Origin of the sequence: Bradyrhizobium jicamae, assembly GCF_001440395.1 — a bacterium.
Taxonomy (GTDB): domain Bacteria; phylum Pseudomonadota; class Alphaproteobacteria; order Rhizobiales; family Xanthobacteraceae; genus Bradyrhizobium; species Bradyrhizobium jicamae.
On sequence record NZ_LLXZ01000160.1, the window covers coordinates 71229 to 94835 of the forward strand.

Sequence of the window (23607 nt, forward strand, 5' to 3'; positions counted from 1 at the left end):
GTCCATCGCGAACCGCTACCAGCCAGTCCGCCTATCCGATGGAAAGCATGAGATCCCGAAGCGGCGTCAACGCCGGATTTCTATTGTCCGGTCGCCAGATCGCGTGAAACTCGGTCCTGACGGCAGGGCCCAACCGGATCGGTCGAAACACGACGTTGTCAAAGCAGGCGTTGCGCGTCTCTTCGGGAACGATCCCGATACCGAGACCTGTGCTCACGAGCGACAGGATGCCCTGCGCCTGGCTCATGAACTGCACGTAGTTCGGTTGAACGCGGGCGACGCGGAATGCCGAGCTCAGCAGATCGTGCATGTAGCGGCCGGCGCTCGAATACATGATGAATGGCTCCCCGTGGATCTGGGCGAGTTGCGGCCGGCGCCGCACGGCCAGCGGATGCGCCAGCGGAAGCGCAAGCGCTAACCCGCTTTGCGTGACGCAGGCCGAGCGAAGATTGTCCTGCACCGGGAGCGGGCGCACGATGCCGATGTCGATCCGGCTGAACGCGAGCGCTTCCCGCTGTTCGATCGAATTGAGCTCTTCGTAGACGAGCTCGATATTGGGAAGCTCGTTGCGCGCCCGACTCGTCAGCCGCGGCAGATAATCGTAGGTCGTCGCCGCCACAAATCCCACGCGCACCGTGCCCGCCGTCGGCTCCGCCGCTTCGCGTGCGATCTTGACCGCGGCCTCGCTGCGCTGAAGCAGATCGCGCGCCTCGGCGAGGAACGCACGGCCAGCCTGCGTCAGCTCGACCGAGCGGCTGGTGCGCGTGAACAGCGGTACCTTGAGGTCGCGTTCGAGCATCTGGATCTGCCGGCTCAGCGGCGGCTGCGTCATGTGCAGGCGCCTTGCTGCCCGACCGAAGTGAAGCTCCGTCGCCACCGCGATGAAGGAACGAAGCTGACCGAGGTCGAACATCAATGCTGATCCGGTATCAATTCAATACAAAAACAAGCTTGGACGAGAATTGATCGGCCGTCTACCAAGATCTGGCTTTCCCGATCCCAACGCTATCGGGCGGGCACAGGGCGCCGATCGGCATGCAACAGCCTGAAAAAGGCCTGCCGATCCCGGGTGAAACGTCAAGCGATCCGAGGGAGGACGGTAGTGGCGGACGGCACACGACCAAAGCGTACCTGCTGCGGCTTCGCTGCCGTGACGTGCGCTGCCTTCACGGGATCGTCGCCGGCCAGCGCACGCCGCGATTGGTCCCGGTGCCTCACCCTTCCAGCCAAACCTGCCGCCTCCGCCGACCAGCGCCTGACGCTGGCCCACGTCTCGTTCTGGAGAATGCCGACATGAACCATATGACCACATCCGGCCGCGTCATTGCGGCCAACCCGCTCGCCGCAGGCCTCACCGTTGGCGAGGCAACGACCGACCGTATTGCGTGGATCAAAACCTCCCTGGTGTTCCTGCCGCTGGCAGCGCCGATCAGCGACGCCAAGGTGCTGACCGGACGGCAAAAGCCGCTGACCGAAATCGCGTTCCTGTTCGCCGAGATCGAGACTGAACAAGGCCACAGCGGCGTCGGCTTCAGCTATTCCAAGCGTGCGGGCGGACCGGGTCAATACGCGCACGCCAGGGAAATCGTCGGCGAACTGATCGGTGAGGATCCCAACGACATCGCCCGGCTCTGGGACAAGCTGGTGTGGGCCGGCGCCTCGGTCGGGCGCAGCGGTCTCTCGACGCAGGCGATCGCGGCCTTCGACATCGCGCTGTGGGACCTGAAGGCCAAGCGCGCCGGCCTGCCGCTCGCAAAGCTGCTCGGCGCGCACCGCGATTCCGTGCGCTGCTACAATACCTCCGGCGGCTATCTCTCGATGCCGATCGAGGAAGTCAAGGAACGCATTTCCATGGCGCTCAACACCGGCATCGGCGCCATCAAGCTGAAGGTCGGCCAGCCGGATCCCATGATCGACCTGCAACGCATCGAGGCCGTCCGCAAGCATATCGGCGACGTGCCGCTCGCAATCGATGCAAACCAGCAATGGGACCGTACGACCGCGCTGCGTTTCGGTCGCATCGCCGAGCAGTTCAACCTCACCTGGATCGAAGAACCGCTTGATGCCTACGACTATGAAGGCCACGCCGCCCTCGCCGCCGAACTCGCAACCCCGATCGCCACGGGTGAGATGTTGACCAGCGTCGACGAGCATTACGAGCTGATCCGGCACAACTCGGTCGACTTCATCCAGCCCGACGCACCGCGCGTCGGCGGCATCACGCCTTTTCTCAAGATCATGGCCCTTGCCGATCACAAGAAACTGCAGCTCGCGCCGCATTATTGCATGGAGATCCACCTCCATTTGACCGCCGCCTACGGCCGAGAGCCATGGGTTGAGCATTTCGAGTGGTCGGAAGCCATGTTCAACGAGACCCTCGAGGTGAAGAACGGCCGCATGATCGTGCCGAACCGCCCCGGCCTTGGCTTCAGCCTCAGCGAGCAGGCCCGCGCCTGGACGCGCGACCACATCGAGGTCGGCAAACGCAAGTAGCGAAGTCGGAAGACCAGTGTCGAAACCGGCCTCCCGGAATCCCGCACAGAAGGAACCAGCATCATGGATGCTCTTTCAGATACGAAAGACCAGATCACGCCGGAGTTGCTCGCGCGGCTCAAGAACGTCTCCTCCGGTTCGCTCACCACGGAGTTGTTCAAGAAAGGGTTGCGCCAGTGTTTTCTCGTCGGCCTGACGCCGATGAATCCGCGAGCCGTCCGCTTCGCCGGCGAAGCGTTCACGCTGCGCATGATCCCGGCGCGCGAGGATATCGACACGATCGAAACGCTGACCCCGCATCCCAATCCGATGAACCTGCAATGGGAGGCCGTCGAACAGATTCCGCCGGGTCACGTGCTCGTCATCGACAGCCGCAATGACCCGCGCGCTGCTTCGGCGGGCGCCATGCTGCCGACCCGCCTGAGGGTGCGCGGCGCAGCGGCGATCGTGACGGACGGGTCGTTCCGCGATGGCCAGGAGCTTGCCGAACTCGATTTTCCCGCCTACGCGCGTCAGGTCACGGCTTCCACGAGGCTGTCGTTCCATCACGTCGCCGACCTCAACGTCCCCGTGAGCTGCGCCGACGTCGCTGTCTATCCCGGAGACGTCATCGTCGGCGATGGCGACGGTGTGACAGTCATTCCCCGCCATCTTGCCGCCGAGATGGCTGACCTCTGCGAAAAGCGCGACGCGCTGGAGAAGTATCTCTCCTACCGCATCAAGGCAGGAGAAAATCTGTACGGCGTCTATCCGCCGACGCCGGACGTGCGCACGGATTTCGAGGCGTGGGTCAAGGCAGGCGCCGATCCGGCCACGGCGACCGTGATTCGAGCGAGGTGAGCGACATGAAGGTGACGCCTGAGACGATGGAAGCGACGATCCGCCGTTATTTCGCGGCCTGCAACGCGGCCGACCATGCCGCGCTCGTGTCCTGCTTCACGCCGGACGCGGTGCATTATTTCCCGCCGGGATTGCCTGAAATTCCGTGGCGAGGCGCCGACATGATCGCCAGGAAGTGGATCTGGTGCGTCGAGAACCTGGGATCGCAATGGACGATCGAAAAGATCCTGTGCTCCTCGACGGCGCCGGAGGCGGTGATCGAATGGACCCACTGGAAGCGCAAACAGGACACCGCGTTGCGCGGCGACGAATGGTACGTGTTCGACAAGACGACCGGCCTGATCGGAGAGATCCGCGCCTATTACGCCGCGCCTGCGGACCCTTCTGTCCCGATCAACGAGTTGGCGGCTTTTGACTATCACGGCCGCGGCTATCACCTCTCCCATGACGACAGTCGCTAGGAGAGAGGACCGCGCCCAAGAGTAACTCATAAAACAAAATACCAGGGGAAGAACGAAATGACTGAGATTTCGAAATGGCGAAGCCTGAACAGGCTGCTTGCGATGGCCGCGCTCTGCGCCACGTTCTGTTCCGGCGACGGCGCGTGGGCCCAAAATTATCCGTCGAGAGGCATTACCATCGTCGTTCCCTTCCCGGCAGGCGGCACCAGCGACACGATGGCGCGCCTCGTTGCACAAGAGCTGAACAAGTCGTTCGGCCAACCCGTCGTCGTCGAAAATCGCGCAGGCGCCAACGGCAACATCGGCTCGACCGCCGTCGCGCGCGCCACGCCCGACGGTTATACGCTGATGCTCTCGGGAGTTGGCACCCATGCGATCAACGCCGGCATTTACAGGAAAATGCCGATCGATCCGGTCAAGGACTTTACCCACATCAGCCTGATCGCCTCCGGAGCCAATGCCATCGCGGTCAATCCCGGCTTTCCGGCAAAAACATTGAAAGGCTTGATTGACTTGGCCAAGAAAGACCCAGGCAAGTACAATTACGCAAGTTCAGGGATCGGCTCGTCCGGCAACATGGCGATGGAGCTGTTCAAGCAGCGCGCCGGCATCAAGATCGACCACATTCCCTACAAGGGCGGCGCGCCCGCAACGACGGACGTGCTTGGCGGGCAAGTACCGATCCTCGTCACCAACGCAGATGCAGTGTTGCCTTACGTGCAATCGGGGGAGCTGCGCATCCTCGCCGTCACAAGCCGCGAGCGCAATGCGTTGTATCCGGATACGCCGACGATAGCGGAGCTGGGCTATGAAGGACTCAACGCCATATCCTGGACGGGAATATCGGCGCCGGCCAACCTGCCAAAAACTCTCGCGACAATATTGCAGCAAGAAATCGCCAAGGCCGTTAACGGCCCGCTCAAGGGCAAGTTGGAGGCCTTGGGTCTCGTGCCCGGAGGCAATACACCAGAAGAATTCACGGAATTCGTCGCCGCCGAAGTTACGAAATGGTCAGCGGTCGCGAACTCAGCGGGCGTGATTGTTGAGTGAATGGGATCAGGTATCCCTCACCTCGATCAGACCTCGCCGACGAGGGGTGATCGCCGTCTTTGGCCCCGTCACGGGCGCGCTGCCTAGTCGGTGCGCCGGGCCGCGGCGATCGGCATCTTGTCGGCCTCGGCCCGCGCGTTCTCCCTGTCCTTCCGCGCCAGCAATCGCTTCAATTGCGTAACATTGGCGGCGGCCTCCGCCGGCGGCAGATCGGCCTTGGCGATCTTTTCGGCCTCGGCAAAGTTACCCTGCAAGCCAACTGCCAGCGCCAGGTTGGCGCGCACGCGCGGATCGCTGCCCGCCATCCGATGAGCGCGGCGCAGCGTCTCCTCGGCCTTGGCCAGATCTTTCGAAAGCACATAGGAGAGCCCGAGATTGGACAACACCGACGGGTGGTCGGGCACAATCTTCAGCGCACTCGCATAATATTGCCGCGCCTCTTCAAATCGGCCGAGCTGGTCCAGCGTGGCGCCCTGTGCCGAGAGCAGCCGCCAATCCGGATCTTCGGGGGTGTGGGCGCGGCCGAGCACGTCGAAGGCCTGCTGGAAATTGCCATTGTCCGCGAGCGCACGGCCGTAGGCGGCGAGCAGCGCCTTGTTGCCGGGATGGGCGATGGAGGCCTGTTCGAGCACCGCAACCGCCTGCGACCGCTGTCCCGTCGCGCGGAGCGCCTTGCCGTATTTCAGTGCAGCGTCGGCATCCCTCGGATTGGCGCGGTAACGTTCCTGATAGGCTTCGATGCCACGGCGCGGATCGATGGCGGGGCCGGTGTCGGCCTTTTCGTCGATCGAGCCGGTGATATCAGACAGTCCCGAGGTCTGGCAGCCGCCGAGCCCCAGCGCCAGGACCATGATGGATGCGCAGGCAAGATGCCGCGCGACGCGGGGCGGATGGGATAACTTCTGGACCATGTAGCGGGACTCACGGCGGGAACTGTCCAGCAGTGTTCCCAGCTTAACCCTAAGTTCAGGTTAAACTCGCCCGCTTTGGCGGTAATCAATGACCATTGCGGGCGCTCCCTGGCCCGCAACGCCCCCGCCCTGAGCCGACGTTACCCCGGGTAAACCTAGTCGAGGAATTGCGCGCCGAGCTCGCAGCCGATCCGCCAGGCCAGCCGGCACTGACGCGGCCGGCCTTCCGAGAAAATCACCGTGAATTCGGGTGGGATTTCGGGATACTCGGCGATGATCTTCACGCCGCCATCGGACATGTCCGTAATCATGCAGTCGCGCGGCAATCCGCCGGTCGCGAACTGTATTTTTGCAAAATTTCTGCACGCACGACGTTCGCTTGCGCGGCGATTCGCTGCCAACATGTCCACCCTGGCCCTTGCTCGATGTGATTCAGTCGAAGGTGGATCAGCTTTACCGAAGAATTGTTGGAATTGGCCTAGCGCGGCGGCGCGCAATGTAATCGATATGTTCGAAATCCGTTTACCGAAACCGGCCCGCTCGCCGACAGCGGAGCCTTCGAAAGGCCGATTAGCCCCGCCCGCGGCAACGCCGCTGCATCGCAATTTTCGGCAAATTAAAGGGTTGATCCCCCCTTGTTAGGCGATAGCCTGATCGCTCGACTCGATTTGGCGGAAACTTGAGCGCATGGGAAGTCTCGTTCTTCTGGATCTGATGGGCGGCGTGGCGTTGCTGCTGTGGGGCCTGCATATGGTCCACAGCGGGATTCTGCGCGCGTTCGGGCCGAACCTGCGCCTGCTGCTGGCAAAGGCCCTGAGCAACCGTTTCTCCGCCTTCACCGCCGGCCTCGGCCTGACCGCGCTGCTGCAGAGCAGCACTGCAACCGCACTGATCACGAGTTCGTTTACGTCGGAGGGGCTCGTCAGCCTGGTCCCTGCCCTCGCCATCATGCTCGGCGCCAATGTCGGCACCACGCTGATCGTGCAGATCCTGTCCTTCAACATCGCCGCCGTCGCACCCGTGCTGTTCATCATCGGCCTGGTCGCCTTCCGCAGCGGGCCGCGCTCACGCATCAAGGATATCGGCCGCGTCTTCATCGGGCTCGGCCTGATGCTGCTGGCGCTGCACATCCTGCTCAATACGCTGGCGCCGGCGGAGAATGTGCCGGGCGTGCGCGTGTTCATGAACGCCATCACCGGCGATCCCGTGCTCTGCATCCTGTTCGCCGCGATCGTGACCTGGCTTGTGCATTCCTCGGTCGCCACCGTGCTGCTGATCATGTCGCTGGCTTATGCGCATTTCATCACGCCTTATGCGGCGCTGGCGCTCGTGCTCGGCGCCAACCTCGGCAGCGCGATCAATCCGATGGTCGAAGGCGCGCGCCGCGACAATCCCGCCAGCTATCGCCTGCCGCTCGGCAACCTAGCCAACCGGCTTATCGGCATCCTGGTGGTCGCGCCGTTCCTGCAGCCGATCGCTGATGTCCTGACCGCGTGGCAGCCCGATGCCGCCAAGGCGACCGCCCTGTTCCACATCGCCTTCAACGTCGTCACCGCCCTCATCTTCATCGGCCTGCTCGACGGCATGGCGCGGCTGCTGAAGCTGGTGCTGCCCGAGCGCGCCAAGGTGACCGATCCGTCAGGGCCGCGCTATCTCGACGAGAGCGCGCTGGAGATGCCCTCGCTCGCGCTGGCGGATGCCGCCCGCGAGGCGCTGCATATGGGCGATCACGTCGAAATCATGCTGCGCAAGGTGATGGCGGCGATGATGACCAACGACCGCGCGCTGGTCGATGAGGTCTCGCGGATGGACAACAGCGTCGACAGCCTCGACGAGGCGATCAAGCTTTATGTCACCAAGCTCACCCGCGGCAGCCTCGACGAGCGCGAAGGGCAGCGGGCGATGGAGATCGTCTCCTTCGCCATCAACCTCGAGCATATCGGCGACATCATCGACAAGAATCTCAGCGAACTCGCCACCAAGAAGATCAAGCGCCGGTTCCAGTTCTCTCCTGAAGGCGCCGAGGAACTTTCGGCGTTCCACAAGCGCACGATGGATTCCCTCCGGATCGCCTTCGGGGTGTTCATGTCGGGCGACCTCAACGAGGCGCGAAAGCTGCTGGCCGAAAAGGCCGCGCTGCGCAATGCCGAGCTCGCCGCCACCGAGCGGCACCTCGACCGTTTGCGCGAGGGCCGGCCCGAGACCATCGAGACCACGTCGCTTCACCTCGACGTGTTGCGCGACCTCAGGCGCATCCACTCGCATATCTGTTCGGTCGCCTATCCCGTGCTGGACGCCGCCGGCGAGCTCGCCGCCCATCGCACTGCCGAAAGCGAATTGGCCGCGCTGCCCGCGCCGGCGCCGAGCCGCTGACCGTCAGCGGTCCAGCGTCTTCGACGCCTTGCCGCGATGCTTGACGATCAGCATGATGTTTCTGATGTAGATGATGGTGGCGGCCGCCTGGCCGACAATGATCACGGGCTCGCGCTTGGCGATGCCGTAGACCAGCGTCATCAACCCACCGCCCATCGAGAAGAACCAGAACGCGATCGGTATCACGCTTCGTCCGGCGCGCTCGCTCGAAATCCACTGCACCAGGAAGCGTGCGGTGAACAGCAATTGCGCGACCAGCCCGAAGGCCAGCCAGAAATCGAACTTGGCGACGAAGACGTCATAGAGATAGTCGCCGAGCGCAGCGCCGTATTGAATCAGCATCAGAGAACCTCGGTCGCAACGGGCGTCGTCTTCTTGCGGCGGATCAACCACCACACGCCGGCGAGATCCATGATCCCGATCCATAACCGGTCAAAGAAGCCGTAGTTGGATACGCCGGAATGGCGCGGGCGGTCGATCACGTCCACGTAAGCGATATCGAAGCCTTCGCGGCGCACCAGCGCCGGCAGGAACCGGTGCAGCCCGTCGAAATAGGGCATCGAGAGGAACACCTCGCGCGGGAATGCCTTCAGTCCGCAGCCGGTGTCGCGGGTGCCGTCGCGCAGGATCGAGTTGCGCACGCCATTGGCGATCCGCGACTGCAGCTTCTTGAACCCGGTGTCCTTGCGCCCGACCCGCTGACCGGCCGCGAGGCCGATGCGCCCGCCGCCCTTTTCGATCGCCGCAATCAGGTCCGGCAGGAACGCCGGATTGTTCTGCCCGTCGCCATCCAGTGTCGCCACGAGGGCGCCGCGCGCGGCCCGCACCCCGCTGCGCACCGCCGCCGATTGCCCTGACGAGGCGGCGTGCTTCAGTTGCCGGAGCTGCGTATGCTGCTTCATGAGCGCCGCCAGGCGGTCGGCGGTCGCATCCGTCGAACCGTCATTGACGTAAATGATCTCATAGGCCCAGCGGCTGCCGAGCGCGCCGACGATTTCCGCAATCAGCGGCGCGACGTTATCCGCCTCGTTGCGCACCGGCACAACGATTGAAACGGCGACCGCATCTCTGTCGGCAGGTGTCAAATCGGTACTCGTCTGGTTGGTTGGGAAGACCCCGGAACCGGGCGTATCGGGCCGTCAGGCGGCGTCCGCTTTTATGGGGCCGAAGCGCCCCGGGCAACCCTTTTGAGACGCCCCGACGAGGGCCCGACAAGGGACACGATGCTGCCGTCGCGCTGGATCGCAAATCCGAGCCGGCGGGCCGCAAACCAGTATCGCACGAACATCGCGCCGATGATGCCGACCAGAGCGCCGGCCACGACGTCGCTCGGATGATGGGCCAGCAGCACCAGACGGCTCGCCGCAATGATCAGGGCGTAGACGGCCATCGCATGGCGCGCCTGTGGCCAGACCACCGACACGGCGAAAGCGAGCGCAAAGGCGGTGGTGGCATGGCCGGACGGAAAGCTGTAATAGGCCGGATTGCCTGCGAAGTGTGAGAAGTGGAACGCGTTGGCTTCGCCGCCGACAAACGGCCGGCCGCGGCCGACGCAATATTTCAGCACTTCGGTGACCAGATTGGACACGACTACCGCACAGAATATGAACTGCAGCCGCGTTCCCAGGCCAAGCAGCAGCGAGCGCCGGATACCATGCAAGGCGGGTGCGGCGATCGCGATTGCGACCAGCAAGACCGCCAGCACCGCCAGCACATATTCGTCCTTGCCGAAATCGGTGAGAATGCGGAGCCACCACAGCGACGGCGTGCCGCGCTTCGGCATCTGGCTGATTTCCCAGGCATCGATCACATACATCAGCACGATGATCGCAGCACCAAGGCCGGCCGACAGCCACAACACGTGGCGCGCCGCGCGGCGGGCGGCTTCGGCGCGCCGCGAATGCGACGGAGATCGCACGAGCTGCGCCAGTGACAGCCACGCCAGCGTGGCGAAGCGCGAAAGATAGTTTTTGGAATCGGCGACAGCAGGGCTCGCGGGCATCTTATTCCGTACCTTCCGAGCGGAAGATAGCGATCGAGATCGCCTTGCCCTGCGAGATATTATAGCCCTCGATCCGCTTCGCCACATTATAGCGCAGCCCGATCGCTTCCGCGCGCTGGACGAAGGCGCGCTCGGTGCGCGATTCCACCAGCGCGAAGCGGCAACTGCCCTGCCCCAGGAAATCGGCCGCGCCGGATCCGTCGGTAAGCAGCGTGCTGGTGCCGGTCATGAAGACGAGGCTCGGCTCGTGAAAGCCGGCGGCGGCGGACTTCGGCCCGACGCAGACCACGTTGCGAAGCGCGCGCGCAATCTCGGCGCTCGGAAACATCGCGGTCAACGACGGCATCACGATGCCGTAGATGGCAACCGCCAGAAACATCGCGGCGACCACGGCATTCAACAGCGAGCGCTCGGCCCGGCTGTCCTCGAACATCCACCACGCGATCAGCCCGAAGATCATCGCCGCCGCCAGGAACGGCCAGGCCGGAAACGCCGGGTAATGCGTCAGCTTGATCGCGCCGATGACGGCGATCACGGCCGCCCCCACGGGAACGACGAACCACCAGGCGGCACCGCGCCTCAGCCAGGACCGCGACAGCACGCGGCGCTCCAGCGCGCCGGCGGTGAGGATCGCAATCGCCGGATAGAGCGGCAGCACATAATGCGGCAGCTTGGTCATCACCGCCTCGAACACGATCCACGACGGCACCAGCCATGCCAGCAGATATTGCGCGCCGGGTTCGCGCCGCGCGCGCCATACCGCCGGCGCCGCCATTCCCGCCAGCGCCGCACCCGGCCAGAACGTGACCCAGAACAGCAGGAGATAAAGACCGGGCGGCGCGCCATGCGATTCCTGCGCGCCGATCTTGCTCAGCATGTCGCCGCCGAGCGAATTGGAGAAGAACGCCTCGCCGGCCCGCCAGAAGATCGCAACGAACCAGGGCAGCACGAGCACCAGTGTCCACATCAGGCCCCAGACCGGCCGCAGCCGCCACAGCCATGCCGCGGAGCGGTCGAGGATCGCGAGCGCTACGATGGTCAGCCCGACGAACATCAGGATCAGCGGTCCCTTGATCAGGATGCCGCCGGCCAGCGCGGTCCAGAATACCGCCGGCGCGGTCCACGGTGGATGCGCCGGGTCCTCACCGCGCTGCCAGGACAGATAGACCCGCGCCATCGCCCCCATCGCGGCAACAACCGTTAACAGCAGCATCGCGTCAGTCTTGGCCAGCCTGGCTTCGGCGCCGAGCAGGACGGAACTGCACATCATCAGGGCCGCCAGCGCCGCCCCGCGCCGCGTGACGAAGGCAAGCGCCGTCCAATAGGTCAGCAGCACCGCGCCGATGGCACCGATCAGCGAGGGAATCCGATAGAGCCAGATGCGGAGCTGCGCCCGCGGCAACCCGAGGGATGAAGCGGTTTCCACCACGGCGGCCTGCAGCCAATAGATGCCGATCGGCTTCTTGTAGCGGACGTCATCCTGGAAGCGGATATCGACGATGTCCCCACTCTCGACCATCTGCTTGGTCGCCTGCGCGAACCTCGCCTCGTCACGGTCGATTGCCGGAATGTTGAAGAAGCCGGGCAGGAAAAGCACGAACCCACACAGCACCAGAAACACGATGGCGCGAAAATGGCTGGCCGTGGCGAAGTCGAACACAAGGGCCACCCTGCGGCCAGAATGCGCAGGTTTTACAGGCTGTTGGCCCGCTCCAAAGCGTGGGGGGTGCAAGGTTTCCACCATGCTGTTCGCATAGTATGAAACCGCACTGCAAACAACACCGCAAACCCCTTAAGTCGTGGTCAACAGAGCGTTTTTCCTCACTGTACCCGGATCACCACGGTATCGGCCGCGCCGGTCGCATCGATCACGGTCAGCCGGGCAAAGCCCGGTCCGGGCGGGTCCACCAGGCGCTGGCGGCGGCTGTCGATCTCGCCGACCGAGGCGCCGTTCAGCATGACGGTCAGCGGCAGTACGCCGCCAGCGACCTTGACGGGCATCGGGGCCGCCTGCCCGTCGCCTGAACGCTCGACATCGATCCGCGAGCCATTCAGGGGGAACTGGATGCGCGGCGTGGCATCGTTGCCGGTCCGGATCAGTTCGCCGACAGGACGGAAGCGCTTGAGCGGCAGCGGCAGTTTGGCATTGCTGGCGATCAGCGCGCCCTTCGGGGCCTTGGGCAGCGCCGCCGGGATTTTTCCGGTGCGTGCAAAGGCGTCGAACAGGATCGGCGCTGCGGCGATGCGGCCGACCAGGCCCGGCACCGGCGCGCCGTCGGGACGCCCGACCCACACGCCGATGGTGATGCGGCCGTCGAAGCCAACCGACCACGCGTCGCGATAGCCGTAGCTGGTGCCGGTCTTGAACGCGATCCTGTTGTGCACGCCGTTTTCCGGCGGCGGCGTGCCGAGCAGCACGTTGCCGACCTGCCAGGCCGCAGTCTGGTCCATCAGCCGCAGCGGCTCGCGGTCGTCGTTGGCCAGCATAATTTCGCGCAACGGCTTGCCCGCGCCAAGCCGCGCCAGCCCGGCATAGAGCTGCGCCAGATCCTGCAGGGTGACGCCGACGCCGCCGAGGCCCATCGCAAGGCCCGGCGCCTCGTCCTTCGGCAGCACGAGGTTGCCGCCGGCCTGCTTCAGCCGCGACGACAGCCGGCTGGAGCCGACGCGATCGAGCAGCGCAATCGCCGGCACGTTCAGCGAGAGTTGCAGCGCCTTGCGCACCGGCACCGTACCCTGGAACGTCATGTCGAAATTTTCCGGCGCGTAGGAGCCGAAGCGGATCGGACGGTCGTCGATCAGGCTCTCGGGATGCACAAAGCCGTCCTCGAAGGCGAGCCCGTAGATGAACGGCTTCAGCGTCGATCCCGGCGAGCGCACGGCACGCGTCATGTCGACCTGCCCGGCACGGCGCTCGTCGAAATAATCCGACGAACCGACGCGCGCCAGCACATCGCCGCTTTCATTGTCGACCGCGATGATGGCGACCGAGATATTCGGCCCCTGCGCCACCGCGCGGTCGCGCGCCAGCGCTTCCAGCGTTTTCTGCAACGTCGAGTCCAGCGTGAGCTTCACCAGCGGCGCATCCTTCAGCGTCGCCTTCGCGGTATCGGAGGAATGCGGCGCCAGAATTGGCATCGGCTTGCGCAGCCGTGGCACGGCGACCGCCTTGGCCTGTGCCGCGTCCTCTTTGGACACCACGCCATCCTCAACCATGCGCGCCAGCACGCGATCGCGCGCGGCGTGCGCGGCTTCCGGATGACGATCGAGCCGACGCCGCTCCGGCGATTGCGGCAGCGCGACCAGAAGTGCTGCCTCCGCAAGCGATAGCCGTTTCGGCTCTTTGCCGAAATAGCCAATCGAGGCGGCGCGGATGCCTTCGAGATTGCCCCCGAACGGCGCCAGCGCCAGATAGAGATCGAGGATTTCGTCCTTGCTGAGTTGCCGCTCGAGCTGAACCGCGCGCACCATCTGGCGCAGCTTGGCTGAGAGCGAGCGTTCGCGCCGCGGCTCCATCAGCCGCGCGAGTTGCATCGTGATCGTCGAGCCGCCGGAGACGATGTGACCGCGTGTGCCGAACTGCAGCGCCGCGCGCCCCAACGCCAGCGGATCGACGCCGCCATGCGACCAGAACCGGCGGTCTTCATAGGCCAGCAACAGTTTGAGATAGCCGGGATCGACCGCGGTCCTGGCATCCACCGGCAGCCGCCAGCGACCGTCGGCCATCGCATAGGCGCGCAGCAGTTTTCCGTTGCGATCGACGATCGTGGTCGAGACTTTTCGCGATTGCTCCAGTGGCAGCGGGCCGAGCGAGACGACCCAGGCCGTGAAGGCGGTGGTGCTCACGATGAGGACGAAGGCGAGAGCTACCGCGATCCGGAAAAAGCGGCGAGGTCCAACACCAGCGTCATGGCCGGGCATAGCCGTCCGAAGGACGGCGTCGCTTCCGCTCGCCTGTGCCCGGCCATCCACGACTTTCTCGCTGGCAATAGAAGACGTGGATGCCCGGGCCATCTGCGCGAAGACGCGCTTCGCGCTTTTGCCCGGGCATGACGAAGACTGTTGCTGGTGCGACGTCTCGCTCATTTCGCCGGACGCACCTCGACTGAACCGGTGCCGGTGCGGCCGTAGCGCGAGGGGTTGTACATGTCCTCGACATAGGCCTGCGGCAGCACGTATTTGCCGGGCGACACTGCGCGCACGATGTAGGCCACCGTGAACACCGACTGGTCGTCGCTGGCGCGGTCGATCGCCGCCGTGAAGCGGTCGTCGCGGAACTCGGTATGCTCGGGCTCCTCGCCGTCCTCGATCCAGTCCAGCGTGCCGCTATCACCCGACGACACCAGCCGCGGGTTGTCGATCTCGAGGCCGGCCGGCAGATAGTCGGCCACCATGATGTGCCCGTATTCCGGCTTGGCTTCGGTGATCTTCAGCACCACGGCGAACCGATCGTTCTGCTTCGCCTTGGTGACGTCGGCGGGCTTGCCGTCGAGCGTGAAATAATTGCGCTCGATCTTGAAGCCGTTCGATGCAGCCGGCTCGGGAGTGACCGGCGAGCCCGAGACCGAGACCACCGCCTGCACTGGCGCGTCGCCGGTATTGGTGATCTTCACCGGCTTGCCGGCCAGCGCCTCGGCCTTGTAGCTGCGATAGACCGCGGCCTTGGCCGGCGCCCCATCGATATCGAGCGTCAGCGTTTCCTTCGACAGCGCGCGCGCGGCCAGCACCATCCACGCATTCTCCTGCGTCGAGGTGTAGGGCGTAAGTCCCCGCGCCGCTTCGACCCGCTGCACGGCCTGCGTCAGCGTCGCCCGCGGCGCATTGCCTTCGCTGGCGAGCGAGACCAGTGCTGCGGCATCGCGCAGCGCCGAACCGTAATCGACGCGGCCGAACTCGATCACGGGTTTCGGCGCCAGCGCATCGAGCGCCGCGCCATAGACCCGCTCCGCCCGCGTCTTGTCGCCGACGAGGGCCAGCGCCGCTGCCAGCTGCGATTTCGCGATTGGAGTCGCGAGGTTCGATAGCTTGGTGTCGGCGAGATAGCGAAGGTCACCGATCGGCGCTGCGCCATTGCGGGCGAGCACGTAGAGGCCGTAGGCCAGATCGCGGCCGCCGTCCTTTTCCGGCTCGTTGGCGTTGACCACTGAGTTCCTGATGCGGTCGAGCGCGTTCTTGAACAGCACGTCCGGCACCGCAAAGCCCTTTTCACGGGCGCGGGTCAGGAAGTCGGTCACATAGGCATCCAGCCAGGCATCGTCGCCGCCGGCCGACCACAGGCCGAACGAACCGTTCGAGCCCTGTCGCGCCAGCAGCCGCTCGATGGCGTCCTTGATGCGCTGGTCGACGGCGGTATCCATCGCCAGATGCGCGCCGGCCGCGAGGTCGTTGACATAGAGCAGCGGCATCGCGCGGCTGGTGATCTGCTCGGAGCAGCCATGCGGATAGCGATCCAGCGCCTTCAAGATCGTCGCCGCATCGAGCGCGGTGGATAGGCCAACCGACAACGACACGCCGCCCGTGCCCGAGACGAGGTCGGAGAACATGTCCGAGGTCAGCGTCAGACTCTCGCCCTTGGCCAATGTCCGGATCGAGCGGCGCGCCAGCACCTGCGTCGCCGCCTTGACGTCGAGCGCATAGTGCCGCGCGAGCGTCAGCCCGTTCGGGCCCTTGATGTCGACGTCGAGATTGGCGGTGCCGGCACCGCCGGCGTCGAGCGCCAGCGACATCGAGGTCCGCTGCTTCGCCGCCAGCTTGACGGTGGTGGCCGGATTGCCCGTCACCTTCACCGGACCGGACGTCTTCACGCTGATGCTGTAGTCGCCGGGCGCGCCCTCGACATTGTCGAGGTCGAAACTCATGGTGCCCTTGTCGCCGTTGAGCAGGAAGCGCGGCAGCGTCGCCGTCAGCACCACGGGATCGCGCACGGTGACATCGATGGTGGCGCGGCCGAGCTTCGTCGCATTCCACGCCACCGCCATCACCCGCGCGGTGCCGGCAAACTCCGGAATGTCGAAGCTGATCTCGGCGGTGCCGTCGGCGCCGACCGTGATGATGCCGGAATAAAGCGCCAGCGGCTTCTGCGTGGGCGGTGAGCCCTGCAGCTCGGCACCAGCGCCGTCGCCGCCGGTCCTGATCTGACCGCGCGTGCCCTGCATGCCGTCGATCAACTGGCCATAGAGGTCGCGAATTTCGGCCGTGAGACGGCGCTGGCCAAGATAGTAATCGTCCGGTGCCGGCGGCTTGTAATTAGTCAAATTGAGAATGCCGACGTCGACGGCGGCGACCACGATCTTGGCGTCCTCGCCGGGATTGAGCCCGCCGAGCTTGACGGGGATCTTCAGGCTTGTGCCGGGCCGTACCAGCGGCGGTGGCGACAGCGCAACGGCAAGCGTACGCGTCTTCTTGTCGATGCCGAACCACTTCAGGCCGATCGCACGCCCAGGCATCCGCAACGCTGCGGCATCGAGCGGACGGCGCAGCGTCGCCAGCACATAGGCGCCGGTGCCCCAATCCTTGCCGACGGTAAGCCTGACCTGCTGGGTGCCTTCCTTCACGTCAACGGTCTGCGTCGTCAGCAGGCGATCGCCGAGCACGTTGACCGTCAGCTTGCCCGCCGTGCGCGCATTGACGGAAACCACCATCGTGTCGCCGGAGGCGTATTCCGGCTTGTCGATGGAAGTCTCCAACAGATCGGGCGTATCGGCGCTGCCGTCGGAGTACCAGCCGACATCGAACTGCACTGAGGTGACCGGACCGTCCGCTTCCGTCGACTTGACGTCGAGACGATAGCGGCCGGGCTCCGGCGAGACCGTCACCCGCGCCGCCTTGTCGGCGGTGAGCGTCAGGTCACCATCTGCGACGCGCTTGGTCGACTTGACCGGCTCATATTCCCAGGACGAGTTCTGGCGATACCACTGATACCGGGATTCCATTTTCAGGAGTTCGTAGCGCAGCCCGTCTCGCGAAAGTTGCTTGCCGTCGGCGCCGACAAAGACGACGTCGAACTCGGCCTTGTCGCCCTCAGCGACGCTCTTGTCGCCGAACAGCGGCTTGATACCGATCAGCGCCGCCTGCGGCGCCACGGGGAGCACCAGCTTGCGCTCAACGGCGCGACCGCCGGTCTCCACCATGCGGATGAAGATCTGCGCCTCCTGCGGGCGGGTCGAGGTCGGCGCCTTGGCCAGCGAGACCGGGAAGGTTGCGATGCCATTGGCGTCGGCTTCGGGCAGGTTCTCGATCGGGGTCCGCTCGTTGCTCGCGGTCTCCTCATCGGCCACGCCGAACTGATAACCGGGATAGCCCGGCCGCCCGGAAGCAGCGGGGGCGACCAGCATGTCGCCTTCAAGCTGCAAACCCGACGCCGGCGCGCCGTAGAGGAACTTGCCGGCGACCTTCAGTTCAACCGGACCTTCAGCCTTGATCATCTTCTCCTTGGCCGAAATATCGAACTCGATCCGCTCCGGGATGTAGTCCTCGACCATGAAGGTGGTTTCGCCGACCGACGAGCCCTTGGGGTCGGTAAAGGCCCGCACCCGCCAGGTCCCGGTCGGAACCGCGGAATTGAGTGCTACGGCCATCGAGCGGCCGCCCGCGCCCTGATCGGGGAGCTGGGCGCGGCGGAATTCGACGCCATCCGGCCGCTCGATCACCAGCGTCAGCGGCCCGCCGGCCATGGCGTTGCCCTGCCCGTCGCGGAGCAGCGCGGTCAGATAGACCGTCTCGTTCGAGCGAAAGACGCCACGCTCGGCATAGACGAAAGCGTCGGCGCCGGGAGGCACGACGCGGCCCGAGACGCCACGGTCGGTGAGGTCGAAGGCGTTGGTCTTCAAGCTGAGGAAGGCGTAGTCGGCCTTGTCGCTCATAACCGTGAGCAAGGCCGGCGACAGGCCGCCCTCGCCGCGCGCCAGGCCAGCCTCGAACAGGACGTGGCCGGCATCGTCGGTCTTGCGCGTCGCCAGGATCTCGTTGTTGCGCGCGACCAGCCGCACCTCGGCCTTCGCGACCACCTCGGTCGACGCCAGCGAGTTGACGAAGACATGAATGCCGTCATTACCGGAAAACGCCGTCAGTCCCATGTCGGAGACGATGAACCACTGCGTTGCCAGCGAGCCGTCATCGTCGCTGCTGCTGCCGGGGCCCTTGGCGGCCGCCGTCATCACATAGACGCCGGGCTGCAGGTCGCGGAGCGCCTGATCGACCGGGAATGCCGTCACCACGTCCTGGTTCAGCGTGGTCGCGGTCGCGAGTTCGCCGGACCAGACTTTTACACCGCGCTCATCGCCGAGAGCGGAGAGCTGGTAGCTGGAAAGCGTCTTCTGGAAATCGCTGTCGACCACCGTGTTGATCAAATTGCGGTCGCCGATCCGGAACACATTGACGTTTACGGCGGGCGTATTGACGCTGACCAGCGGAATGCCACGCTGGCCGGTGCGCGGCAGCACATAGGCGCGGCCGGTGAAACGCACGAACGGCTTGCGGTCGCGGACATAGATGTTGAACTCGGCGGATTTCGGCAGGCTCTCCTTGACCGTGGACGGCAGGCCGGCGCGCAGATTGATGTTGTAGCGCTCGCCATGCTTCAGCCCGCCGACGCAGAGCTGCTTGCCCTCGCTGGTCAGCGCCGGCTTGTCGGTGCCCGCCAGCGCCACGAACGGCGCGAAATCGACCCGCTTGGCGAGGTCTTCGGAGAACTGGAAGCAGGCCCGCGGCGAGGCTCCGTCGGAATCGACGGTGTAATCCAGCAGCCGGAAGCCGTGCTGGTCGCGCATCTTCTCATACTGGCCACGGACCTCGGCGACCTCGCGCATGTCGAGCGACAGCCGCAGAGCATCCAGCGCCGGGCGCCACAGCTTGCGCTCGGACATCGCCCGTCCGAGCACCGCCAGAGCATCGGCCTCCTCGGCCTGGTTGCCGGCGCGCTGATAGGCGAGGTAGGCCGCGGTCGACGCGCGCTCATACAGGAAGGTCTGTTCGCTGGAACTGGCGGCGCGGATCTGGAAGATGGTCTTGGCGAGTTTTAGCCAGTTTGCACTGTCTTCCGGCGTGGTGGCGGCGATCTGGCCGAGGATCTGCAAGCCAACCCGGAAGTCGGAGCGCCTGAAGGCGGCGTCGGCATCGTTGCGCAGCGTGGCGGAGGATTTGGCAACCGGCCCCGCCTCGCTCTTGATCTGGGCCTCCAGCTTGATGGCCGAATCGGCGAGTTCGTCGCGCTTGAACGCCTTGTCCGCGGCCCCTGCCGCCGTCAGGCCAAGCGCCAGCGTTGCGCAAATCACTGTGGCGCGAACCAAACCGATCATGATGGGCTCCTTGCCGCGGGCAGATGCCGCGTAACGAACAAAAAAGGCGCGAAAAGGTGACGGACTGATGACGGTAATGTCGGCTGCGAAAGGGTCGCATGCATGGCGCAAGTCAGTCCAAACGGTCCCGGCCGCCCCGGCCGAGGATAGCCGGCGGGCAGGCCTGTGTCAGGGCGGGCCATGGGAGACAGCCCGCCGTCTGCCTTAGTCGCCAAGTTGAGGAAATCGGTTCGACTGGCTTGGCGGGAAAGCGGATTTTTCATATTGGCAGTGCTAGAGAGGCCTGGAGAGGCCATGGCGATGGCCGGCCGGTCATCGCCCGGACGGTCCCGTAGCTCAACTGGATAGAGTAGCGGATTTCTACTCCGCGGGTTGCAGGTTCGAATCCTGCCGGGATCGCCACTTCCGCTCTGTGCTTCTCCGCAATTTCGACTTCATTCTCGTCTCGGTTTGGATTCGGTCTAAGATGCCGACCGGCAACTGCTTCCCTTGCCCTGACAAAGGATGCGCTCGTCATGCCAAAGAAGGGAATCACGGGCCACGACGAATGGGTCGTCACGGAAGCGCTGGCGACGGCGCTGGTCGCGCTTGAGCAGCTCGAACCGACCCAGCAGTCGCGCCAGCAGATGGACGATATCCGCAAGCTCCTGGCGGCGAACTGCCAGCCGGGGACTCTGAACCTGCATCTCGCCCAGGCCAAGTGCCGGCTGAACCCTCACGGTGATCGGGCCGCCATCTATCGCGAGTACGGGTTTGAGGACTGGGAAGTCTGAAACGCGGCTACCGGCACCTGCGGGAACAAGCGCCCGGCGCTGGTGTTTTTGTCGTTGGGAGAGGACCGCGACAAATTCCGCGAGGAAGTTCTGGAGGATATCAGGATGAAGCTGCCGCAAGCGTTTGCCGCAACGGCGCTGACGATTTTGGCCGCGACGACCGCCCTGCCCGCACCGGCGTCTGCGCAGACCTACGATCCGGCCTACCCGGTTTGCCTGCAGGTCTACCAGGGCTTCGTGGACTACTATTTCGAGTGCGCCTATCGAACGATGGGGCAGTGTCAGGCGTCAGCCTCGGGCCGCTCCGCGCAATGCGTGGTCAATCCCTATTACGGCGGGCCGAATGCCGGGCGCAGCAAGCGCCAGAAGCGGTATCAGCAATATTGATGGCCAGTGCAGTTCGCGGCGCCCACCGGCGCCGCTGCACGAAGGTTCACCAGCCGTACGTGCCGAGCGCGAGCGGCGGCCGCTGAGTCTTGGCCGTGCGCATATCGTCCTGCCTCAGGCAGCGCCGGGCGGCTTCGATCTCGGCATCGCTCGCGCCCTTGTTGCGCGCCCACTGCTCCGCGGCCGGCGCACTGTATTTCGCCACGTAGTAGCGCACGACCGGACATGAAATTCGACGTAGAACACCGGACTGTTCACCCGCAACTCCGGCGCTTGAAGTCCCCAGACACAGCGCCAGCACGCATATCCAACGTAAAGCCATGCGATTCCCCTCTCTGTGTTAGAGAGGCTGGCTTTCACTGATGCATCAAGCCTGTTTGTGGGTTCCGCACATGGAACGGCCGCGGCTGTGTTGAACCCGCAACTGATACGTCTCCGGACGGGCATACTTTCTGCGATCATTAAAATTGATTGTTTACGAATTAGACCGAACCTGATTGCCGCCGGTAGGCAATCCGCCAAGCCGCTGCTTGCCCAGCCCAGGCGTGAACCGGTGGTAGCCGAGCATGGACGTCGAACGCCGAGCCGTCGCACGGACGATGATTTCGAAAAACGCGCTGCTGTTCTTCGATGCGCAGCGCGGCGTTCTCACCTGCCGCGTTCAGGACGTAACGAATTCCGGGGCCGGCATTGAACTCCACGACCTCAATTTGCTGCCGCTGAATTTCGAACTGACCTTCGACAATTTTCACACCATTCGCGAATGCCGCGTGATCTGGCGGCAAGGCGATTTCGTCGGCGTTGCTTTTCAGAACTGATCCGCCTGTCCGTCCATCGCTGTCCTGAGACGCAGGCGCGGCCCGCTCGGCCGGGACAAAGCCGGCCGACGGGACGAGCTGCCCCTGAATTGGAACCAACATCACAGTTCCGCGTCGACTCCCTGCTTTCAATGCCGCTCGGGCTCCACCGGCCGGCAACCCCTGCCGGGTTACCGGCCTGGCGCATCCACCTGCGCCAGCATCATTCGCAATCTTTGATCGGAGTTCAGCATGTCCTGGGATCGACCGTTCGCTCAGCCCGTACCGCTCCCGGCTGGAGCGCCTGCGCGGACGCTGCGAGACGCAGCCGACTACGTCAGGAACCTGCCGCAGTCGGAACGCGATCGTCAGGAATGGCGGCTTGCCGTCCAGATGCTGATCGATGCCGCCGAGGATCGCGGCCCCATGCTGTTCGCGCGCATGGGAATTGTCAGAGCCTTGGAAGCGAGCGTCGAAAGCCCGCCCAGTCCCGAAAATCGGGATCACCCCCTGGCCAAGTTGAACGGAGACCGCGACGCCGACCTATCGAACACTCGTTCGCGTGCGTAAGCGGTGCAGGACACCGAGCGGTATCCGCAGGCGCCGGAGAGCCAAACTGCGGATACCCAACTGCAAGCGCATCGCAACCTACGGCTGCAATTCACCCAAGGCTAGATCTTCCTAGGCTACGTGCCTGATGCGGAAGTCATCGATCCGCTTGCCGGACTTCAACTTTGCAGCGAGCCAACGAGGCGTCTTTCCTCGCCCCGCCCAAGTCTCGGACGGCCGATCCGGATTCCGAAACTTCGGAACGACTGTCGGATATGGCCGCTTTCCTGTCGATGAGCTTGCCCGCTCGCCTTCGCTGCCCTTGAGCTGCTTCAAGCGATCTTCAAGCACGCGCTTCTCAGCAAGCAGCGTCGCTGCAAGCCTGGAAGCGACTTCCTCGTGTAGCGCCCACAATTCATCGGTGGACATCGATTTGAAGTTAGTTCGGTTCACGACCGTCCCCAATCATGATTCGATTTTCGGTTCTCATCGTTTGCAGAAAACATGAGCAGAATAAGGCCGATTCTGAACCTCTTTCAGGCCGAAAAGTTCCAGCCGGTTGGCATCAGCACAGAACGCAACCGTAACGGAGTCTGTTTGTGGACGCACCAATTTTCCTTTTCGCAACTTTTGATTGATCGAACTGATCGCGCACAGTACTCGCGACGAGAGGAATCTAATGGCCTCTCGTTGACGGTTTCCTAATCGCAACCGCGTTCGATCATCGCTGCGAAAGGTTTGCTCCTGCGTGTGCAGGTGCAAACGCGGCATCAGGTTAGCACGCGCCCTTCTCGCCGTGCGATATCATCCGGATTACCCAACTCGGCGCAATGCCGCCCCACCCCCGCCACGCCGGCGCCAAAGTCGAACGAGATCTCCTGCACGCATCGCACCGAGATGTTCAGCACGACCACCGTGCACCCCCGCGCTGGCCACGAGTAGCAAGCGGGCCTCTTGACAGCTTCCAGGTGCGGCCGAAACCGACCTGCTGTTGCCGGCAGGTAACATCGCTCGCGCTTGAATCCGATAGGCTGGTTCTGTTTCGCGCAGCCATTCTTATCGGGAGCGCAACTGGCACTTTGGCCCATGTCTCATGGGCTGAGCGGCCGTAACTACCGCAGGGCGGGCCGTTGGTCCCCCGTGCGATGGGTTGCCCATAATAGCCGAGCGCACGTCTCCCTGGGGTAGGTGACAGGAGCGGCGCCCGGCTATTCGGGCCGCGCGGCGGTGCGGCTCTAACAGGAACTCATTTCTAGCTTAAGGGAACTTTAAAAAGCTTTTGAATCGTAACGATTTTATTTACCGACTCAGTTTCCTGCATGGACGCCAGGAGGGAGGTCAGGCTTAAGGGAACCCAGACGGCGCAAATCGGGCCTGAATGCCTTCGGCGCGAGGAACAGAGTCTATCGGGTGCTGGGCAAGGTCCGGGCCAAGGGCGTGGGCCGCCGATCCCGGCTATTCCTCGGAGACCGCCATGAACGGCAAATCCACGTCAAGAACCAGGCCCAGGAACACGGCAACGCCGCCGATGATCGCCATCAACTCCAGAAGGATGAAGGCGCCCAGCGCACTTATTCCGATTGCCGCTTTTCTCCAGCCGTTCCACATGGAAATTCCCTTAACACCGAAAATCCCCCGGCGGAGCAAAACGCGAACTTATGGCTAATGTGGAACC

The 23607-nt window shown here is 64.2% G+C and carries 20 protein-coding genes and 1 tRNA gene; 8 read left to right on the top strand and 13 right to left on the bottom strand.

What is annotated here, in order from left to right:
• Positions 1-31 precede the first annotated feature (31 nt).
• Entirely contained in the window at positions 32-913 is an 882-nt protein-coding gene (locus CQ12_RS26645) for a LysR family transcriptional regulator (RefSeq protein WP_057838255.1), read from the bottom strand.
• 389 nt (positions 914-1302) lie between these two features.
• Between CQ12_RS26645 and CQ12_RS26655 the strand changes: the two genes are divergently transcribed.
• From CQ12_RS26655 to CQ12_RS26670, 4 genes are all read left to right on the top strand, one after another.
• Positions 1303-2493, top strand: coding sequence for an L-talarate/galactarate dehydratase (locus CQ12_RS26655; protein ID WP_057838257.1), 1191 nt, complete (start codon positions 1303-1305; stop codon positions 2491-2493).
• Between the two features lie 63 nt (positions 2494-2556).
• Entirely contained in the window at positions 2557-3333 is a 777-nt protein-coding gene (locus CQ12_RS26660; RefSeq protein ID WP_057838258.1) for a ribonuclease activity regulator RraA, read from the top strand.
• A gap of 5 nt (positions 3334-3338) precedes the next feature.
• Positions 3339-3794: a nuclear transport factor 2 family protein gene (locus tag CQ12_RS26665; protein ID WP_057838259.1), complete on the top strand. Its 456-nt coding sequence runs from the start codon at positions 3339-3341 to the stop codon at positions 3792-3794.
• 57 nt (positions 3795-3851) lie between these two features.
• Positions 3852-4844: a Bug family tripartite tricarboxylate transporter substrate binding protein gene (locus CQ12_RS26670; RefSeq protein WP_057838260.1), complete on the top strand. Its 993-nt coding sequence runs from the start codon at positions 3852-3854 to the stop codon at positions 4842-4844.
• 83 nt (positions 4845-4927) lie between these two features.
• Here the strand turns inward: CQ12_RS26670 and CQ12_RS26675 are convergent, their stop codons facing one another.
• Both CQ12_RS26675 and CQ12_RS47480 read right to left on the bottom strand, forming a co-directional pair.
• The gene (locus CQ12_RS26675) at positions 4928-5755 is read right to left on the bottom strand and encodes a tetratricopeptide repeat protein (protein ID WP_057838261.1); all 828 of its coding nucleotides are present in this window, start codon (positions 5753-5755) and stop codon (positions 4928-4930) included.
• A 155-nt stretch (positions 5756-5910) separates the two neighbouring features.
• Positions 5911-6159 carry a PilZ domain-containing protein gene (locus CQ12_RS47480; protein ID WP_057838262.1) on the bottom strand — a complete coding sequence of 83 codons (249 nt, stop codon included), beginning with the start codon at positions 6157-6159 and terminating at the stop codon, positions 5911-5913.
• Positions 6160-6442: 283 nt separating this feature from the next.
• Between CQ12_RS47480 and CQ12_RS26685 the strand changes: the two genes are divergently transcribed.
• On the top strand, positions 6443-8128 hold the full coding sequence (locus tag CQ12_RS26685; protein ID WP_057838263.1) for a Na/Pi cotransporter family protein: 1686 nt from the start codon (positions 6443-6445) through the stop codon (positions 8126-8128).
• 3 nt (positions 8129-8131) lie between these two features.
• Here CQ12_RS26685 and CQ12_RS26690 read toward each other — a convergent pair whose 3' ends face one another.
• The 6 genes from CQ12_RS26690 to CQ12_RS26715 form a co-directional block, all read right to left on the bottom strand.
• Positions 8132-8470 carry a lipid-A-disaccharide synthase N-terminal domain-containing protein gene (locus CQ12_RS26690; RefSeq protein WP_057838264.1) on the bottom strand — a complete coding sequence of 113 codons (339 nt, stop codon included), beginning with the start codon at positions 8468-8470 and terminating at the stop codon, positions 8132-8134.
• A complete protein-coding gene (locus CQ12_RS26695) occupies positions 8470-9213 on the bottom strand; it encodes a glycosyltransferase family 2 protein (RefSeq protein WP_057838265.1) in 744 nt (247 codons plus the stop codon). The genes CQ12_RS26690 and CQ12_RS26695 overlap by 1 nt, the downstream gene beginning before the upstream one ends.
• Before the next feature lie 71 nt (positions 9214-9284).
• Complete coding sequence (locus CQ12_RS26700) at positions 9285-10130, bottom strand: phosphatase PAP2 family protein (RefSeq protein ID WP_057838266.1); 846 nt, start codon at positions 10128-10130, stop codon at positions 9285-9287.
• A gap of 1 nt (position 10131) precedes the next feature.
• Entirely contained in the window at positions 10132-11874 is a 1743-nt protein-coding gene (locus CQ12_RS26705) for an ArnT family glycosyltransferase (RefSeq protein ID WP_057838267.1), read from the bottom strand.
• A gap of 77 nt (positions 11875-11951) precedes the next feature.
• On the bottom strand, positions 11952-14051 hold the full coding sequence (gene pbpC / locus CQ12_RS26710; RefSeq protein ID WP_057838300.1) for a penicillin-binding protein 1C: 2100 nt from the start codon (positions 14049-14051) through the stop codon (positions 11952-11954).
• Between the two features lie 161 nt (positions 14052-14212).
• A complete protein-coding gene (locus CQ12_RS26715; protein WP_057838268.1) occupies positions 14213-19426 on the bottom strand; it encodes an alpha-2-macroglobulin family protein in 5214 nt (1737 codons plus the stop codon).
• Positions 19427-19751: 325 nt separating this feature from the next.
• Between CQ12_RS26715 and CQ12_RS26720 the strand changes: the two genes are divergently transcribed.
• From CQ12_RS26720 to CQ12_RS26730, 3 genes are all read left to right on the top strand, one after another.
• A tRNA-Arg gene (locus CQ12_RS26720) sits at positions 19752-19828 on the top strand.
• A gap of 113 nt (positions 19829-19941) precedes the next feature.
• On the top strand, positions 19942-20199 hold the full coding sequence (locus CQ12_RS26725) for a hypothetical protein (RefSeq protein WP_057838269.1): 258 nt from the start codon (positions 19942-19944) through the stop codon (positions 20197-20199).
• A gap of 105 nt (positions 20200-20304) precedes the next feature.
• Positions 20305-20586, top strand: a complete 282-nt coding sequence (locus tag CQ12_RS26730) for a DUF3551 domain-containing protein (protein ID WP_057838301.1) — start codon at positions 20305-20307, stop codon at positions 20584-20586.
• Between the two features lie 46 nt (positions 20587-20632).
• Here the strand turns inward: CQ12_RS26730 and CQ12_RS26735 are convergent, their stop codons facing one another.
• From CQ12_RS26735 to CQ12_RS44265, 4 genes are all read right to left on the bottom strand, one after another.
• Positions 20633-20908 (bottom strand): hypothetical protein, encoded by a 276-nt coding sequence (locus CQ12_RS26735; protein WP_057838270.1) that lies wholly within the window; start codon positions 20906-20908, stop codon positions 20633-20635.
• Between the two features lie 160 nt (positions 20909-21068).
• A complete protein-coding gene (locus CQ12_RS44260) occupies positions 21069-21506 on the bottom strand; it encodes a hypothetical protein (RefSeq protein ID WP_157088524.1) in 438 nt (145 codons plus the stop codon).
• 558 nt (positions 21507-22064) lie between these two features.
• Entirely contained in the window at positions 22065-22361 is a 297-nt protein-coding gene (locus CQ12_RS26750) for an H-NS histone family protein (RefSeq protein ID WP_057838273.1), read from the bottom strand.
• 1026 nt (positions 22362-23387) lie between these two features.
• Entirely contained in the window at positions 23388-23540 is a 153-nt protein-coding gene (locus CQ12_RS44265) for a hypothetical protein (protein ID WP_157088525.1), read from the bottom strand.
• Positions 23541-23607: the final 67 nt, after the last annotated feature.

What these genes read in the sequence shown, in the direction of transcription:
- CQ12_RS26660 (WP_057838258.1), top strand. Translation starts at nt 2,557, where the DNA reads ATGGATGCTCTTTCAGATACGAAAGACCAGATCACGCCGGAGTTGCTC.
- CQ12_RS44265 (WP_157088525.1), bottom strand. Translation starts at nt 23,540, where the DNA reads ATGTGGAACGGCTGGAGAAAAGCGGCAATCGGAATAAGTGCGCTGGGC.
- CQ12_RS26705 (WP_057838267.1), bottom strand. Translation starts at nt 11,874, where the DNA reads ATGGTGGAAACCTTGCACCCCCCACGCTTTGGAGCGGGCCAACAGCCT.
- CQ12_RS26715 (WP_057838268.1), bottom strand. Translation starts at nt 19,426, where the DNA reads ATGATCGGTTTGGTTCGCGCCACAGTGATTTGCGCAACGCTGGCGCTT.
- CQ12_RS26655 (WP_057838257.1), top strand. Translation starts at nt 1,303, where the DNA reads ATGACCACATCCGGCCGCGTCATTGCGGCCAACCCGCTCGCCGCAGGC.
- CQ12_RS26735 (WP_057838270.1), bottom strand. Translation starts at nt 20,908, where the DNA reads ATGGCTTTACGTTGGATATGCGTGCTGGCGCTGTGTCTGGGGACTTCA.
- CQ12_RS26675 (WP_057838261.1), bottom strand. Translation starts at nt 5,755, where the DNA reads ATGGTCCAGAAGTTATCCCATCCGCCCCGCGTCGCGCGGCATCTTGCC.
- CQ12_RS26665 (WP_057838259.1), top strand. Translation starts at nt 3,339, where the DNA reads ATGAAGGTGACGCCTGAGACGATGGAAGCGACGATCCGCCGTTATTTC.
- CQ12_RS26750 (WP_057838273.1), bottom strand. Translation starts at nt 22,361, where the DNA reads ATGTCCACCGATGAATTGTGGGCGCTACACGAGGAAGTCGCTTCCAGG.
- CQ12_RS26685 (WP_057838263.1), top strand. Translation starts at nt 6,443, where the DNA reads ATGGGAAGTCTCGTTCTTCTGGATCTGATGGGCGGCGTGGCGTTGCTG.
- CQ12_RS44260 (WP_157088524.1), bottom strand. Translation starts at nt 21,506, where the DNA reads ATGTTGGTTCCAATTCAGGGGCAGCTCGTCCCGTCGGCCGGCTTTGTC.
- CQ12_RS26670 (WP_057838260.1), top strand. Translation starts at nt 3,852, where the DNA reads ATGACTGAGATTTCGAAATGGCGAAGCCTGAACAGGCTGCTTGCGATG.
- CQ12_RS26730 (WP_057838301.1), top strand. Translation starts at nt 20,305, where the DNA reads ATGAAGCTGCCGCAAGCGTTTGCCGCAACGGCGCTGACGATTTTGGCC.
- pbpC (WP_057838300.1), bottom strand. Translation starts at nt 14,051, where the DNA reads ATGCCCGGCCATGACGCTGGTGTTGGACCTCGCCGCTTTTTCCGGATC.
- CQ12_RS26725 (WP_057838269.1), top strand. Translation starts at nt 19,942, where the DNA reads ATGCCAAAGAAGGGAATCACGGGCCACGACGAATGGGTCGTCACGGAA.
- CQ12_RS26690 (WP_057838264.1), bottom strand. Translation starts at nt 8,470, where the DNA reads ATGCTGATTCAATACGGCGCTGCGCTCGGCGACTATCTCTATGACGTC.
- CQ12_RS26700 (WP_057838266.1), bottom strand. Translation starts at nt 10,130, where the DNA reads ATGCCCGCGAGCCCTGCTGTCGCCGATTCCAAAAACTATCTTTCGCGC.
- CQ12_RS47480 (WP_057838262.1), bottom strand. Translation starts at nt 6,159, where the DNA reads ATGTTGGCAGCGAATCGCCGCGCAAGCGAACGTCGTGCGTGCAGAAAT.
- CQ12_RS26645 (WP_057838255.1), bottom strand. Translation starts at nt 913, where the DNA reads ATGTTCGACCTCGGTCAGCTTCGTTCCTTCATCGCGGTGGCGACGGAG.